The sequence below is a fragment of the Mesorhizobium sp. GbtcB19 genome (assembly GCF_019091085.1).
In the GTDB taxonomy this organism is placed as follows: Bacteria; Pseudomonadota; Alphaproteobacteria; order Rhizobiales; family Rhizobiaceae; genus Mesorhizobium.
The window spans coordinates 25,632-40,398 of record NZ_JAGXJY010000003.1 but is presented as its reverse complement, the minus strand read 5'-3'; the positions used below and the strand labels follow the sequence as shown (position 1 = coordinate 40,398).

14 protein-coding genes are annotated in these 14,767 nt (G+C 64.1%); 4 read left to right on the top strand and 10 right to left on the bottom strand.

Annotated elements, in window-relative coordinates:
* Nucleotides 1-8 precede the first annotated feature (8 nt).
* Both KVT37_RS07025 and KVT37_RS07020 read left to right on the top strand, forming a co-directional pair.
* Nucleotides 9-1,055, top strand: a complete 1,047-nt coding sequence (locus tag KVT37_RS07025; RefSeq protein ID WP_217571841.1) for an NAD(P)-dependent alcohol dehydrogenase — start codon at nt 9-11, stop codon at nt 1,053-1,055.
* Between the two features lie 3 nt (nt 1,056-1,058).
* Nucleotides 1,059-2,144, top strand: coding sequence for an ABC transporter ATP-binding protein (locus tag KVT37_RS07020; protein ID WP_217571031.1), 1,086 nt, complete (start codon nt 1,059-1,061; stop codon nt 2,142-2,144).
* A 360-nt stretch (nt 2,145-2,504) separates the two neighbouring features.
* Here KVT37_RS07020 and KVT37_RS07015 read toward each other — a convergent pair whose 3' ends face one another.
* The 9 genes from KVT37_RS07015 to KVT37_RS06975 all read right to left on the bottom strand — a co-directional run bounded on the left by KVT37_RS07015 (nt 2,505) and on the right by KVT37_RS06975 (nt 12,506).
* Nucleotides 2,505-4,091, bottom strand: coding sequence for an FGGY-family carbohydrate kinase (locus tag KVT37_RS07015; RefSeq protein WP_217571029.1), 1,587 nt, complete (start codon nt 4,089-4,091; stop codon nt 2,505-2,507).
* Nucleotides 4,088-4,771, bottom strand: a complete 684-nt coding sequence (locus KVT37_RS07010) for an HAD family phosphatase (RefSeq protein ID WP_217571027.1) — start codon at nt 4,769-4,771, stop codon at nt 4,088-4,090. Before KVT37_RS07010 ends, KVT37_RS07015 begins: the two co-directional genes overlap by 4 nt.
* A gap of 22 nt (nt 4,772-4,793) precedes the next feature.
* The gene (locus KVT37_RS07005; RefSeq protein ID WP_217571025.1) at nt 4,794-6,272 is read right to left on the bottom strand and encodes a mannitol dehydrogenase family protein; all 1,479 of its coding nucleotides are present in this window, start codon (nt 6,270-6,272) and stop codon (nt 4,794-4,796) included.
* A 157-nt stretch (nt 6,273-6,429) separates the two neighbouring features.
* Nucleotides 6,430-7,200, bottom strand: coding sequence for an L-iditol 2-dehydrogenase (locus KVT37_RS07000; RefSeq protein WP_217571023.1), 771 nt, complete (start codon nt 7,198-7,200; stop codon nt 6,430-6,432).
* 10 nt (nt 7,201-7,210) lie between these two features.
* Nucleotides 7,211-8,215 carry an ABC transporter ATP-binding protein gene (locus KVT37_RS06995; protein WP_217571021.1) on the bottom strand — a complete coding sequence of 335 codons (1,005 nt, stop codon included), beginning with the start codon at nt 8,213-8,215 and terminating at the stop codon, nt 7,211-7,213.
* Nucleotides 8,216-8,261: 46 nt separating this feature from the next.
* Nucleotides 8,262-9,086, bottom strand: a complete 825-nt coding sequence (locus KVT37_RS06990) for a carbohydrate ABC transporter permease (protein ID WP_217571019.1) — start codon at nt 9,084-9,086, stop codon at nt 8,262-8,264.
* 10 nt (nt 9,087-9,096) lie between these two features.
* Nucleotides 9,097-9,969, bottom strand: a complete 873-nt coding sequence (locus tag KVT37_RS06985) for a carbohydrate ABC transporter permease (RefSeq protein WP_127866725.1) — start codon at nt 9,967-9,969, stop codon at nt 9,097-9,099.
* Between the two features lie 143 nt (nt 9,970-10,112).
* The gene (locus KVT37_RS06980) at nt 10,113-11,423 is read right to left on the bottom strand and encodes a sugar ABC transporter substrate-binding protein (RefSeq protein ID WP_217571017.1); all 1,311 of its coding nucleotides are present in this window, start codon (nt 11,421-11,423) and stop codon (nt 10,113-10,115) included.
* Between the two features lie 174 nt (nt 11,424-11,597).
* A complete protein-coding gene (locus KVT37_RS06975; RefSeq protein WP_217571015.1) occupies nt 11,598-12,506 on the bottom strand; it encodes a LysR substrate-binding domain-containing protein in 909 nt (302 codons plus the stop codon).
* Between the two features lie 110 nt (nt 12,507-12,616).
* Here KVT37_RS06975 and KVT37_RS06970 point away from each other — a divergent pair, with 110 nt between their 5' ends.
* Nucleotides 12,617-12,802: a hypothetical protein gene (locus KVT37_RS06970; protein ID WP_217571013.1), complete on the top strand. Its 186-nt coding sequence runs from the start codon at nt 12,617-12,619 to the stop codon at nt 12,800-12,802.
* Nucleotides 12,803-12,823: 21 nt separating this feature from the next.
* Here the strand turns inward: KVT37_RS06970 and KVT37_RS06965 are convergent, their stop codons facing one another.
* On the bottom strand, nt 12,824-13,780 hold the full coding sequence (locus KVT37_RS06965) for a sugar-binding transcriptional regulator (RefSeq protein ID WP_217571011.1): 957 nt from the start codon (nt 13,778-13,780) through the stop codon (nt 12,824-12,826).
* Nucleotides 13,781-14,091: 311 nt separating this feature from the next.
* Here KVT37_RS06965 and KVT37_RS06960 point away from each other — a divergent pair, with 311 nt between their 5' ends.
* Complete coding sequence (locus tag KVT37_RS06960) at nt 14,092-14,724, top strand: HAD family phosphatase (RefSeq protein WP_217571009.1); 633 nt, start codon at nt 14,092-14,094, stop codon at nt 14,722-14,724.
* Nucleotides 14,725-14,767: the final 43 nt, after the last annotated feature.

The window sequence follows — 14,767 nt, the reverse complement described above, 5'->3', positions numbered from 1 at the left end:
TTACCCCGATGCGAGCACTGGTGCTTGAGAAAAAAGGCGAACTGTCGCTGCGCGAGATCGCGCTGCCGCAAGACGTCGGACCGGACGACGTCAGGATCGCCATCCACACGGTTGGCGTCTGCGGCAGTGACGTGCATTATTACACCCATGGCGCCATCGGCAGCTACATTGTCCGCCAGCCGATGGTGCTCGGCCACGAGGCCTCTGGCACGATCGTCGAGGTCGGCGCCAGTGTCACCAGCCTGAAGGTGGGTGACCGCGTCTGCATGGAGCCTGGTGTGCCAAACCTTTCGTCGCGCGCGGCCAAGCTCGGCATCTACAATGTCGACCCCGACGTCAGCTTCTGGGCGACGCCTCCGGTGCATGGCGTGCTCGCGCCTTACACGGTCCACCCCGCCGCCTTCACCTACAAGCTGCCGGACAATGTCTCCTTCGCCGAAGGCGCGATGGTGGAACCCTTCGCCATCGGGATGCAGGCGGCGACGCGCGCCCGGATCGTGCCAGGCGATGTCGCCGTGGTGGTCGGCTGCGGCCCGATCGGCATCATGATCGCGTTGGCCGCACTGGCCGGCGGTTGCTCGAAAGTGCTGATCTCGGACTTTTCCGCGCCCAAGCTGGAGATCGCCGCGCAATATTCCGGCATCGAGCCCGTGAACATCGGCGAACGGCCGCTGGCCGATGCCGTTGCGGCCGCGACCGACAATTGGGGCGCCGACATCGTCTTCGAGGCGAGCGGCAGTCCGAAGGCTTTTGCCAATCTGTTCGACATCGTACGGCCGGGTGGCGCGGTGGTTCTGGTCGGCCTGCCGGTGGAAGCGGTCGAGCTCAACGTGCCGGCGGCGATCTCGAAGGAAGTGCGCATCGAGACCGTGTTCCGCTATGCCAACATCTTCGACCGCGCCTTGCAGCTCATCGCCTCCGGCAAGGTCGACCTCAAGCCGCTGATCACCGGCACCTATGATTTCTCCGAAAGCATCAAGGCATTCGAGCGCGCGGCGCAAGGCAGGCCGGAGGACGTCAAGCTGCAGATCCTACTCACCGGCGAGAGGGGGTGAGGGATGTCCGCGATCGTTTGCTCCCATGTCGACAAGGCCTACGGCGCCACGAGCGTCATCCGCGATCTCAATCTCTCGATCGAGGAGCACGAATTCGTCGTGTTCCTCGGCCCGTCCGGTTGCGGCAAGTCCACGCTGCTCAGGATGCTGGCCGGCCTGGAGGACATCAGCGGCGGCGAGGTGTCGATCGGCGGCAAGGTGGTGAACGATCTGGAGCCCGGCGACCGCGGCATCGCCATGGTGTTCCAGAATTATGCGCTCTATCCGCATATGACGATCTTCGACAACATCGCTTTCGGGTTGAAGCGGCAGAAGGTGCCGGCGGCCGAGATCAAGAAGCGGGTCGAGGCGGTTTCGCGGACGCTCGGGTTGGAGCCCTATCTTGGCCGCAAGCCGACCGAGCTTTCCGGCGGTCAGCAGCAGCGCGTGGCGATCGCGCGCGCCATGATCAAGACGCCGAAAGTTTTTCTCTTCGACGAGCCGCTCTCCAATCTCGACGCCAAGCTGCGCAACCATATGCGGGTCGAAATCGCCAGGCTGCATCAGTCGCTGAAGACGACCACCGTCTATGTCACGCACGACCAGCTCGAGGCGATGACGCTGGCCGACCGCATCGTGCTTCTGAAGGACGGTGTGATCGAGCAGGTCGGCTCGCCGGCGGAAATCTATCGGCGGCCCGGCAACCAGTTCGTAGCCGGCTTCATCGGCACGCCGAACATGAATTTCATCGACGCCACGGTGGCCCGAAAGAGCGATGGTTGGACGCTGACCGGCGCGGGAACGGTGCTATCGCTGGAAGGCGGCGACTTCCGCCTGGAGCACGGCGATCGTGTGGTGCTCGGCATCCGGCCTCCGGACCTGAAGACGGTGGAGGCCGGCGCAGCGAACCTGCTGCAAGGCACAGCCGACCTCATCGAGTTCCACGGCAATGACGCGCTGGTGACATTCGGCTCGGGCGGCAAGGAGATCAGCGCGCTGGTGCCGGCCCGCGAATGCCCGGAGCAGAGCGCGCCGGTGCGCTACAGCTTCGAGGAGGAGAGCATTCATCTGTTCGACGCCGCGACTGGTCTGTCACTGCGCAAGCAGTAAAGCGCAACTCCGTCCGGAATTGCGTGGGGGATGTACATATTTCCAAGCGGCTGGTCTTTGGCGATAGCGTGCACGACGGCTTGGCGCATGCATTGTCTTGTGTTGCGCTGGTCGACCCCCACTCCGTCTCGGCGCTTCGCGCCGAGCCACCTCTCCCCCGATCGACGGGGGAGAGGAAGGGCGCCAAGCCTTTTGCCGCCAACGCTCGCTCCCTTCCTTTCCCTCCGGAGGGGGGAAAGGTGGCGCTGCGAAGCAGCGACGGATTGGGGGAACCACCTGGCAATCAAGCCTTCGGTCCATCAGTCGCGCCAGTCACAGAGGATGTGTGCGTAGCGTAGCCGGAAATGCGTGGGATGGAAGCTATCCGATCGCGTCGAGCATCTGCCGCTGGCGGTGCATTTCGAGGAAGATGCGGTAGTCGCGGTCGAAGCGGGCGCCGGCTTCCTTGTTGGGGGCGCGCGTCCTGCCGCCCTGCTGCATGGCGACGCAGGCCGCGTTGAGGTCGCGATAGAGACCTGCAGCAGTCGCCGCCACCATGCCGGTGCCGAGCAGCACCGCCTCGTCGGCCAGCGGCTCGACAACCGTGCAGCCGGTGGCGTCGGCATAGAGCTCCATCAACAGCGGGTTCTTGGTGTGGCCGCCGGTGACGTGCAGCGTGTCGATCAGATAGCCGTTCTCGTTCAGCGCCTCGAGCACATGACGCACGCCGAGCGCGATGCCGACGGCGGTGCGCCAATAGAGCTTGCACAGGCTGTCGAAGGAGGAATCGAGCGTCAGGCCGCTGATGACGCCGACCGCGTGCGGATCGGCGAGCGGCGAACGGTTGCCGTGGAAATCCGGCAGCACATGCAACCTTGCGGCCAGCGCATCGCCGTCCTCGGCGCGCAGCTCGGCGACACGCCCGGCGATCTTCATGTGCATGGCCGCGTCCGGCTCGCCGCCGGCGCCATGCCAGCGGATGATGTGGTCGAGCAATGCGCCGGTGGCCGACTGACCGCCTTCGGAGAGCCACAGCGTCGGTAATGCCGCGCCGAAATAAGGGCCCCAGACGCCGGCAAAGGGCTGCGGGTCGGGCGACATCGCCATGACGCAGGACGACGTGCCGGCAATCAGCGCAAGGTGCCGGCTGATACCCTTCTCGTCGCCGGCAAAGCCGCCCAAGACGCCGAGCGCGCCCGCATAGGCGTCGATGACGCCGGCGCCCACCCGGCATTTTTCGCTCAGGCCGAGTTCGGCGGCCGCCGCGGCCGTCAACGGGCCGATATCGGTGCCGACCGGGCTGGCCTTCTCCGGCAGGTTGCCATGCTCGAAAAGATCGTCGAGGCCGACGAGCTCGAAGAAATCGCGCCGCCAGCTTTTCTCTTCATGGGCGAGATAGGTCCATTTCGCCGTCAGCGTGCATTGCGAGCGAGCCAGCGAGCCTGATGCCTTCCAGGTCAGGAAATCGGCGAGGTCGAATAGATAGCCGGCTTCATCCCAGGTCTTCGGCAAATGGCGCTTCAGCCACATCAGCTTCGGCGTTTCCATCTCCGGCGACATCACCCCACCGATATAGTCGAGCACGGCGTGGCCGCTTGTCGTGCACTCATCGGCTTCGGCGATGGCGCGATGATCGAGCCAGACCATCGTGTCCCAGCGCTTCTCGCCGGTGGCCGAGACGCTGATCTGGCCGCCCTGCCTGTCGCGCGCGACCAGCGAGCAGGTGGCGTCGAAAGAGATGCCGGCAATATCGCCGGCGGCGACGCCGGATTTCTGGAGGGCTGCCCGCACGGCCTTGCACACTGCCGACCAGATATCTTCCGAATCATGCTCGGCGTGATCGGGCTTGGGCTGATGCATGGCGATCGGATGATCGGCGCGGCCAAGCAGGTTGCCGCGTGCGTCGAGAATGCCCGCGCGAGCGCTCCCGGTGCCGACATCGACCGCGCAAACGAAACTCTTCGTCAAGATGCTTTTTCTCTCGCTCCCAGGCCTGCAATCAGATCGGGCAATTGCAGCATGTCAGCGAATATAAAGTCCGGTTCCGTCGACGCAAGCCGCGCCTTGAGGGCGGGATTGGAGGCATGCGATCCGCCGGTGAAGGCAAGGACTCGCATGCCGGCCGCGCGCGCGGCTGCGACACCCGCCGGACTGTCCTCGACGACCAGACAATTGCGCGGATGCGCGCGCATCGAGGCGGCGGCATGCAGGAAAAGATCGGGCGCCGGCTTGCCGCTTTTGACCATGGTGGCGCTGAAGAGATGCGGCTCCAGCAGCGGCAGCAGGCCGGTGACGTCGAGCGCGTAGCGGATGCGTTCCAGCGTGCCGGACGAGGCGACACAACAGGGGCGGCCGAGCTTCGGCAACACATCCTTGATGCCCGGGATCGGCTTCAATTCCTCGCGGAATTTGCGCATCAGGTCGACGCGCATGGCGGTCAGATGCTGATCGCTGATCTCCAGCCCGAAATCGCGGCCGAGGATCTCGCGCACGCTTTTCATGCTCTTGCCGAGGAAATGCTCGTAGGCGGCGTCCTCGCTCACCGTGCCGCCGGCGAGCTCGATCATGTTAAGCAGCGCCGAGACCGAAAGCGCCTCGCTGTCGACCAGCACGCCGTCACAGTCGAAGATGACCAGTTCCGGCGTCATCGCGGCAGGCTTCCAGTGGGCCTTAGAGCTTGCCGGCGAGATAGCGCGTCAGGGTTTCGCGCGCGCCGTTCGCCCACAGAACCTTCAAAGCGTGGGCAAAGGCTTCGGCGAAGACGCGCGAGCGGCCGACATCGCCATAGATATCCTCCATCGCCAGCCAGGCCCTCGGATCGCCTTTCGCCGCTTTCGCGGTGGCCTGCATGCGGTCCCAGCTCGGGTCGTTCGGCTCGATGACGGCGCCGCTGTCGGTGGTGCCGAAGCAGTAGCGGCACCACAAGGCCGATTCCAGCGCGAGGCCGGCGACGCCCTTGCCCGCCTTCAGCCGGTCGGCGATGGTCGGGATGATGAATTTCGGCTGGCGGTTGGAACCGTCAAGGCACAACCGGCGGATGGTGTCGCCGATCTTGGGATTGGAAAAGCGGCGCTCGATGAGCTGGTAGTAATCTTCCAGATCGGTGTTCGGCACCGGCGGCACGGTCGGGATGATCTCGTCATGCTCGAGCTTCGACAGGAAGGCGCGCACCAGCGGTTCCTGCATGCCTTCATGGACGAAGTGGATGTCCATCAGCCCGGCCGGATAGGCTATTGTGGCGTGACCGCCATTGAGGATGCGTATCTTCATCAGCTCGTAAGGCGAGACGTCCTTGACGAACTGCACGCCGACCTTTTCCAGCGCCGGGCGGCCGGCGGTGAAATGATCCTCCAGCACCCATTGCTTGAACGGCTCGCAGAAAACCGGCCAATTGTCCTCCAGCCCGAAATCGTCGGCGAGGATTTTTCGCTCGCGGTCGGTGGTCGCCGGCGTGATGCGGTCGACCATGCCGTTCGGGAACGCGACCTTGTCCTCCACCCATGTTGCCAGGTCTTCGTCGATCAGCCGGGCCAGGCCGATGACGCCGTCGGAGGTGACGTGGCCGTTATGGGGGATGTTGTCGCAGGACATGACGGTGAACGGCACGATGCCGTCGGCGCGGCGGCGCAACAGGCCGGCGAGGATGATGCCGAACACGGTTTTCGGCGCCGCGCCCGGTTGCGCGTCGGCGACGATGTCGGGATGGGCCGGGTTGAATTTGCCGGAGGCCGGGTCGATGAAATAGCCGCCTTCGGTGATGGTCAGCGAGACGATCTTGATAGCCGGATCGGCCAGTTGATCGATGATCGCGGCGGCATCGCCAGGCGTCAGGAAATCGATCATGGCGCCGGTGACCCGGGCGCTCATATGACCCTTGTCCTGTTCGACGACGGTGGTCAGCCAGTCCTGTTCCTGCAGCTTGGAGCGACCGATCTTCTCGCCCTCGAACACGCCGGCGCCGATCAGCGCCCAATCATGCCCCTCGCCGGCGCCGAACAGATCGTCGAGATAGACGGCCTGGTGCGAGCGGTGGAAATTGCCGACGCCGAAATGGACGATGCCGGCCTTGAGAGCGGAGCGATCGTATTTCGGACCGGCGACCTTGGCCGGCAGCTTGGCGAGGTTCGAGGAAGAGAGTTTCACGGTCATCTCAGTTTACCCTTTGGCCGATCTGCAGCCCGACTGTTCCGCCTCCTTGGGAGAGCGAGGATGAGGGGCAGCATCCGGTGTTCCAGCTTGCTGCCCCTCACCTGCCCCATGGCGTCTTCTCCGGAGGAAAGAGAGAAGCGCCTTCCCCCTCAACCGTTCAACTCATCCATTGCCCGCCATCGACATTGTAGGTCTGGGCGACAATGTATTCGGCCTCGTCGCTGGCAAGGAAAACCGCCATGCCGGCGAGGTCTTCCGGCTTGCCCATGCGGCCATAGGGAACGCCTTCGCCGACCAGCCGCTTCTTCTCGCCTTTCGGGCGGTTCTCATATTTGGCGAACAGCGCGTCGACCTGGTCCCACATGTCGCTGTCGACGACACCCGGCGCGATGCCGTTGACGTTGATGCGATGCTTGATCAGATCGAGCCCCGCCGACTGGGTGAGCGAGATCACGGCGGCCTTGGTGGCGCAATAGACCGCGACCAGCGGCTCGCCGCGGCGGCCGGCCTGGCTCGCCATGTTGATGATCCTGCCACCCTTGCCCCGCGCGATCATCGAGCGGGCGGCCGCCTGCAGCATGAACAGCGTGCCGGCGACATTGACGGAAAACAGCTTTTCGAAGCTCGCTTTGGTTATTTCGACGATCGGCGCCAGGTCGAAGATCGCGGCGTTGTTGACCAGGATGTCGAGACCGCCGGCCCTTGCCTCGACCGCCTTCACCGCCGCCTCGATCGAGGACTGGTCGGTGACGTCGAGCCGGAGCGCGTAAGCGGCCGAACCGATCGCTTTCGCCGTCGCTTCAGCCGCGTCCAGGTCGATATCGGCAATCGCCACCGTCGCACCCTCGCGCGCATAGGCTTCGGCGAAGGCCCTGCCGATGCCGCGCGCCGATCCGGTGATCAGCGCCGATTTGCCTTTCAACCTCACTGTCCCGTCCTCACTGGGCCAGCGCCTTGCCGTCGGCGCTGAAGCGATGCAGCTTGGTCTTGTCGGGGGTCAGGTAGACGGTGTCGCCGTGCTTTACCGCGACCTCACCGTCGGCGCGGACATTGACGGTGCCGATGCCGTCCGCCTGGACATGCAGGAAAGTGTCGGAGCCGAGATGCTCGGCAACGCCGACCGTCGCCTTCCAGTCGCCGGCCGAGGTCGAGATGTTGAGATGCTCGGGCCGGATGCCGATGGTCTTGGCGCCGTATTTCTCCGCCGGCGCGCCTTCGATCATGTTCATCTTGGGCGAGCCGATGAAGCCGGCGACGAAGAGGTTCTTCGGCGTCTTGTAGAGCTCCATCGGCGAGCCGACCTGCTCGATGTTGCCGGCGTTGAGCACGACGATCTTGTCGGCCATGGTCATGGCTTCGACCTGGTCGTGCGTGACGTAGATCATCGTCGTCTTCAGCTGATGGTGCAGCTCGCTGATCTCCAGGCGCATGGTGCCGCGAAGTGCCGCGTCGAGGTTGGAGAGCGGCTCGTCGAACAGGAAGGCCGAAGGCTGGCGCACGATGGCGCGGCCGATGGCGACGCGCTGGCGCTGGCCGCCCGAGAGCTGGCCAGGACGGCGCTCCAGATAGTTGGTGAGGTTCAGCACGCGCGCGGCGTCCTTCACCTTCTTGTCGATGGTCGCCTGGTCCTCGCCGGCCATCTTCAACGGGAAGGCGATGTTCTTGGCGACCGTCATATGCGGATAAAGCGCGTAGGACTGGAACACCATGGCAAGCTTGCGCTTGGCCGGCGCCTCGCGGGTGACGTCGCGGCCATCGATGCTGATGGTGCCGCCGCTGGTGTCCTCGAGCCCGGCGATCAGCCTGAGCAGCGTGGACTTGCCGCAACCCGACGGGCCGACGAACACCACGAACTCGCCATCCTCGATATTGAGGTCGATGTTCGGAATGATCGTCGTCGACCCGAAGGACTTTGAGACGTTCTTGAGCGTGATATTTCCCATGGTTTCCTCCCGGGGATAGTCTTCGTCGTCCGCCGCTTGGGCGCTCTTACTTCACGGCGCCAAAGGTAAGGCCGCGCACCAGCTGCTTCTGGCTGAACCAGCCCATGATCAGGATCGGCGCGATCGCCAGCGTCGAGGCCGCCGAGAGCTTGGCCCAGAACAGGCCTTGCGGGCTGGAGAAGGAGCTGATGAAGGCGGTGAGCGGCGCGGCGTTGGTGGTGGTGAGCCGGATGGTCCAGAACGCCTCGTTCCAGGCCAGGATGATGTTGAGCAGCATGGTCGAGGCGATGCCTGGAACGGCCATCGGCGTGAGCACATAGATGATCTCGTTCCACAGCGAGGCGCCGTCCATGCGCGCCGCTTCCAGGATCTCGCCCGGGATCTCGCGGAAATAGGTGTAGAGCATCCAGACCACGATCGGCAGGTTGATCAGCATCAGCATCACGGTGAGACCGATGCGGCTGTCGAGCAGGCCGCTATCGCGGAAGATCAGGTAGATCGGAAACAGCACCGCGACGGCCGGCATCATCTTGGTGGAGAGCATCCACATCAGGATGTCCTTGGTGCGCTTGGTCGGCGAGAAGGCCATCGACCAGGCCGCCGGAACCGCGATCAGGATGGCGAGCAGCGTTGAGCCGACCGACAGGATCACCGAGTTCAGGAAGAACTTGAAATAGCCGCTCTGCGCCTGCACTTCGGCATAGCTTTCCATGGTACCGGACGGGATCAAGGCGAAGCCCTGGATCGCCTCCTGCTCCGACTTGAACGAGGTGATGATCGTGTAAAGGATCGGAAAGAAGATCAGCAGGGCGACGATCCAGGCTGCGGCCGTGGCGATGGTCTTGTGCTGGGTGGTGACTGCGCGTGCCATCTTTTCCTCCCTATTTATCGAGGTTCTTGCCGACGGCGCGCATGGCGAAGAAGGCAACGATGTTGGCGAGAATGACGGCGATCACGCCACCGGCGGACGCCTGGCCGATTTTGAACTCCAGCAGCGCCTTCTGGTAGACGAGGAAAGGCAGGTTGGTGGAGGCATAGCCGGGGCCGCCATTGGTGGTGACCAGGATCTCGGCATAGACCGAGAGCAGGAAGATCGTCTGGATCAGGATGACGACGGTGATTGCGCGCGACATATGCGGCAGCGTCAGGTAGATGAAGCGGCTGAGGAAGCCGGCGCCATCCATTTCCGCCGCTTCCTTTTGCTCGCCGTCGAGCGACTGCAACGAAGTCAGCAGGATCAGCGTGGCGAAAGGCAGCCACTGCCAGGCGACGATGAGGATGATGGCGGTCAGCGGATGCTGCCCGAACCAGTCGATCGGCTCGGCGCCGAAGAACCGCGCAATGTCGGCGAAGACGCCGTATTGCGGGTGCATGATCATGTTCTTCCAGACCAGGGCCGCGACCGGCGGCATGACGAAGAACGGCGAGATGACCAGGATGCGCACGATGCCCTGGCCCCAGATCGGCTGATCGAGCAGCATCGCCAAAAGGATGCCGCCAACCACGGTGATGACCAGTACGCTGACCACGATGGTGAGCGTGTTGAGGATGGCGGCGAAGAACGCCGGATTGGAGTAGAAGAGCTTGTAGTTGGCGAACCAGACGAAGCCGTCGCGGATCGGGTTCAGTGGATTGTACTGCAGGAGCGAAAAGTAGATCGTGAAGACGAGCGGCACGATCATCCAGATGAACAGCAGAACCACCGATGGCGCCATCATGAAACGGGCAAGCGAACGGGTTTGCTGAGTAGCCATGACGGTCACCCTCCCAAGGTCAGCCGGATTTTCAGAGTTGTGCCAGAATTTTCCCGGTTTTGAAAAGTGGCCGCCCGAACTGGGTTTCGGGCGGCCACCTGCCGGTCATGATGCGCGACCGGCATTCGGCACCGGGAGGAGCCTTACTTGATGTAGCCGCCTTCGGTCATCGCCGCGGTGGCTGCGTCCTGGGCCTGCTTCAGCGCATCGTCGACGCTCGACTGGCCGGCGAGGGCCGCCGAGAAGAGCTGGCCGACGGTGGTGCCGAGGCCCTGGAATTCAGGAATGGCGACGAACTGCACGCCGACATAGGGCACCGGCTTGACGGTCGGATGCGTCGGATCGGCGGCGTTGATGGAGTCCAGCGTCATCTTCGCGAAGGGCGCTGCCTTCTGGTAGTCCGCATTGGCGTAGAGCGAGGAGCGCGTGCCCGGAGGAACATTGGCCCAGCCTTCCTTCGAAGCGACCAGCTCGGCATAGTGCTTGCTGGTTGCCCAGGAGACGAACTTCTCGGCGGCATCGGCCTTCTTGGTGCCGGCGGGGACCGCTAGCGACCAGGCCCACAGCCAGTTGCCGCGCTTGCCGAGGCCGGTGTCGGGCGCCAGCGCATAACCGACCTTGTCGGCGACCTTCGAGGCCTTCGGATCAGAGACGAAGGAAGCCGCAACGGTGGCGTCGATCCACATGCCGCACTTGCCCTGCTGGAACAGCGCCAGGTTCTCGTTGAAGCCGTTGGAGGAAGCGCCTTCCGGACCGTCGGCCTTCATCAGGTCGACATAGAACTGCAGCGTCTTCTTCCACTCGGGCTGGTCGAACTGCGGCTTCCAGTTCTCATCGAACCAGCGGGCGCCGAAGGAATTCGACATGGCGGTGAGGAAAGCCATGTTCTCGCCCCAGCCGGCCTTGCCGCGAAGGCAGACGCCGTTCACGCCGTTGGCGCGGTCGGTCATCTTGTCGGCGGCCTGCTTGATGAACTCCCAGGTCGGGGCGTCGGGCATCTTCAAGCCCGCCTTCTCCATCAGGTCCTTGCGGTACATGACGAAGGAGCTTTCGCCGTAGAAGGGCGCGGCATAGAGCTTGCCGTCGACCGAAAGACCGCCGGCGATGGCCGGGATGATGTCCTTCACGTCGTAGTCGTCACCGAGCTTGTCGAGCGGCAGGAGCCAGCTCTGCTTGGCCCAGATCGGAACCTCGTAGGTGCCGATGGTCATGACGTCGTACTGGCCACCCTTGGTGGCGATGTCGGTGGTGACGCGCTCGCGCAGCACGTTCTCTTCAAGCGTGACCCAGTTGAGCTGGATGTCGGGGTTAGCCTTGGTGAAGTCGTCCGTCAGCTTCTGCATGCGGACCATATCGCCGTTGTTGACGGTGGCGATGGTGATGGATTCGGCATGCGCGGCGAAAGCAAGGGCGCTGGCCGACAACAGGCCCAGGGTGAGCGTGCGAAGTTTCATCAAATTCCTCCCATAAACCAAGTTGAGCATTTGCCTTGGCTCTGAGCAATTACTCACTTGTCGTGATTTATGTCAAGGCGGAATCGATGCTGCAGCGCAGCAGAAATGACGCAACGTGAGCCAATCCGGCGAGGCCGGTCGGCATCCTCAGGGAAGTAGCTAGAGGCGGTCAGCCTATGGGCAAGCGATCTCAGCCAGGATCCAGTCGCGGAAGGCGCGGATCTTCGGCACGTTGCGGCGCGCCGTCGGATAGACCAGCCAATAGGCGTGGCCGTCATCACCCACGAGATCGAAAGGCTGGACCAGGCGGCCGTCGGCGATCTCGTTCTTGAACAGCGCCCTGGTCAGGATCGCCACGCCGTGGCCGGCCATCGCCGCGTTCGCCTCATAGGCCTGCGCGCCCATGCTGGAGCCGGGCCGCTTGGCGAGGTCGTGCCCGGCGACACCGGCGGCCTCGAACCATTGCGACCACCAGATGTCGCCGGGATCGAGGATCGGCAGGCGCAACAGGTCCGCCGGCTCGTTGACGCCGCCGATGCTCGCCGCAAGCTTCGGGCTCAGCATCGGCGTGAAATCGGCGTCGAGCAGTTTGTGCGACTCCAGGCCCGGCCACTTGCCGCCGCCGGAGCGGATGGCGAGATCGACATCCTCGCGCGCGAAATCGGTGAGGCGGCTCGACGTGTCGAGCCGCACGGCAAGCGCGGGATGGGCAAGCTGAAACGAGCCCAGATGCTGCGCCAGCCAGTTCGAGGCGAAGGTCAGCACCGTGGTGACGCAGAGCAGGCCGTCGGCGCCGCCGCGCGCCGCGGCATAGGCCTGCCCCAGGATGGCGAAAGCCTCGCTGACGGCGGGCGCCAGGCGCTGGCCGGGCTCGGTCAATTCGATCTGCTTCGGACGCCGCAGGAACAGCGGCGCGCCGATGCGCTCCTCGAGCACCTTGATCTGGTAGCTCGCCGCCGCCTGGGTCATGCCCAGTTCCTGCGCCGCCTTGGTGAAGGACAGGTGCCTTGCCACCGCCTCGAACACCCGGATTGCCTGCAGCGGCGGCAACGGCGCAAGCTGTGGGGAGCTCAGATCGGGCATAAAACCTCCTTATGGGTCATGATCGAGGTTTAATTGGAAGCGGCAAGCCGCCAACCCGATATTTGGGGTCGACGATCAATCCAGTTCAAGCATGATGAAGGCTGACGATCATGACCACGGTACAGGAAAAGCTCGTTTCCATCTCGGCGCAAGGCTGGTTTTCCCTGCTGGCGCGCGAATTTTCACGGCTTGCCCGACGGCGGCGCGGCTATGTCGATGTTCGGGAGCTGTCGCCGCATCTGCAGCGCGACATGGGTTTCCTCGACGGCAACGATCCGCGCGGGCCCTCCCAATAGGCGGCCCATTTTTATCGGCAATCAGCCTGCAAGCAGCGCCGCGGCCGTGCGTTCATCGGTGATGAGGCCGTTGACCAGCCGGCGGTTGACCGCCGCCAGGATGCCCGGCAGCTTGCGCTCGCCCATGGCCAAGGCGATGACCAGCGACCTCTCTCGCGACGGCAAGGCGGCGGACGAGACGCGATCGTTGGTGATGCCTTCGATCATGCGGCCTTCACGATCGAACACCCAGCCGACGATCTCGGCGATGCCGCCCGCCTTTTGCAGCGCTTTCAATTCGCTTTCCGAGATGAAGCCGTCCTCATAGAGCGGCGCCTTCGGGCCGAGATCGCCGATACCGATGAAGGTGACGTCGGCCTCGGCGGCCAGCGCCAGGGTCGGCTGGATCATCGGCTGTTTGAGCAGCATGTCGCGCTCTTCCGGCGAGGAGGCGATGACCGGCAGCGGCATCGGGAAGGACCGCGCCTTGACGCGGTCGGCCATGGTGAAAATGACGTTGTAGAAGGCGGCCGAGCCGTCGGGCGAGATGTTGCCGGTCAAGGACACCACCTTGTGCTGCGGGCATTCCATCGGCGGCAGCTGCTCGATCGCCGCCTTCAGCGTGCGCCCGGTGCCGATCGCCATGACGATGGGGGCTTCAGAGCGCAGCCGGCGTTCGATCTCGGCCGCCGCCGCTTCGGCGATGCCGATCGTCGTCGAGCTCGACGTCGGATCGCTCGGCACCACTTCGACGAGGTCGAGCGCGAAGCGCGATCGCAGCCGCGCGGCGAGGTCGAGGCAGTTGGCGATCGGATGATCGACCCGCACCTTGATCAGGCCCTCCGACATGGCGAGCGACACCAGCCGCTGCGCCGTCTGCCTGGAGATGCCGAGCTTGGCGGCGATCTGGTCCTGTGTGTTGCCGGCAACATAATAAAGCCAGCCGGCGCGCGCGGCGTCGTCCAACCTGGTGTTGCCGGTTTCCTGTCGCGAATTCACGTCCTGCCTCCCAGCGCCTGCCATGCCGGCAAGGGCGCTATAGCTTACATCGAATATTTTAGCGCGCAATTGTCTGTCAAAAGAGCAAATGTTTGCTGGCGTCACCCGCAGCCGAGGGGTCGCTCGTCGCTGGCGTCAAGCATTTGCGGCTGGGCGGTTTATCTCGACGGCGAAACGTACTAAAGCGCGTCGCGAATCTTTCAGATTCGCTCCCTGCGCTTTAGTTTTTTATTTTGCGCATGTCTTTGTCCCGAAACCGGTTTCCACTTTCGGGAGACATGCTTTAAGGGGATCGGCGAAGGGAGCCGCGCATGACGCCGAAAGCCGTTTTCTGGGATATGGACGGAACGCTGGTCGACAGCGAGCCGCTGCATGAGGCGGCACTTGCGGCGGCCTTGCGCAGCGTCGGTATCGCCCCGCCGCACGACCTGCATGAGCGGGTGCTGGGTATCGCCGCCTGGCCGGTCTATGAGATGCTGCGCGACCAGTTCGGCCTGTCGCTGCCGTTCGACGACTGGATCGTGCGCAAATACGATCACTATTTGCCGATGGCCGAGACGCTGAAGCCGCGTCCCGGCGCGATCGAAGTGTTCAACGAATTGCGGGCGCTGGGCGTCGAGCAAGCCGTGGTGTCGAATTCCGACCGGCTGATCGTCGACGCCAATCTCAACGCGGTCGGCCTCACCTATCCCGGCATGCTGACGGTCAGCCGCAACGACGTGATCGACGGCAAGCCGCTTCCCGAGCCCTTCCTGCGCGCTGCCTATCTGGCCGGGGTCGACCCGGCGGATGCGGTCGCGGTCGACGACAGCGTGACCGGCGCCATGGCCGGGCTGGCGGCGGGCATGAAGACGATCTTCTGGCCGGAAGCACCGATGGCGGGACCGCCGGGCGCGATCGTGATCAACAGCGCTGAGGAGTTGCGGGCGCAGTTGGGGCTTTAATCAGCGAGCGTCAGCGCTGCCCCTCATCCGGTCCTTCGGACCA

Bases quoted from the DNA above. Each gene is read 5' to 3' on its own strand.
- KVT37_RS07025 (WP_217571841.1), top strand. From the start codon at position 9: ATGCGAGCACTGGTGCTTGAGAAAAAAGGCGAACTGTCGCTGCGCGAG.
- KVT37_RS06995 (WP_217571021.1), bottom strand. From the start codon at position 8,215: ATGGGAAATATCACGCTCAAGAACGTCTCAAAGTCCTTCGGGTCGACG.
- KVT37_RS07005 (WP_217571025.1), bottom strand. From the start codon at position 6,272: ATGACCGTGAAACTCTCTTCCTCGAACCTCGCCAAGCTGCCGGCCAAG.
- KVT37_RS06985 (WP_127866725.1), bottom strand. From the start codon at position 9,969: ATGGCTACTCAGCAAACCCGTTCGCTTGCCCGTTTCATGATGGCGCCA.
- KVT37_RS06970 (WP_217571013.1), top strand. From the start codon at position 12,617: ATGACCACGGTACAGGAAAAGCTCGTTTCCATCTCGGCGCAAGGCTGG.
- KVT37_RS07020 (WP_217571031.1), top strand. From the start codon at position 1,059: ATGTCCGCGATCGTTTGCTCCCATGTCGACAAGGCCTACGGCGCCACG.
- KVT37_RS06980 (WP_217571017.1), bottom strand. From the start codon at position 11,423: ATGAAACTTCGCACGCTCACCCTGGGCCTGTTGTCGGCCAGCGCCCTT.
- KVT37_RS06975 (WP_217571015.1), bottom strand. From the start codon at position 12,506: ATGCCCGATCTGAGCTCCCCACAGCTTGCGCCGTTGCCGCCGCTGCAG.
- KVT37_RS07010 (WP_217571027.1), bottom strand. From the start codon at position 4,771: ATGACGCCGGAACTGGTCATCTTCGACTGTGACGGCGTGCTGGTCGAC.
- KVT37_RS06990 (WP_217571019.1), bottom strand. From the start codon at position 9,086: ATGGCACGCGCAGTCACCACCCAGCACAAGACCATCGCCACGGCCGCA.
- KVT37_RS06960 (WP_217571009.1), top strand. From the start codon at position 14,092: ATGACGCCGAAAGCCGTTTTCTGGGATATGGACGGAACGCTGGTCGAC.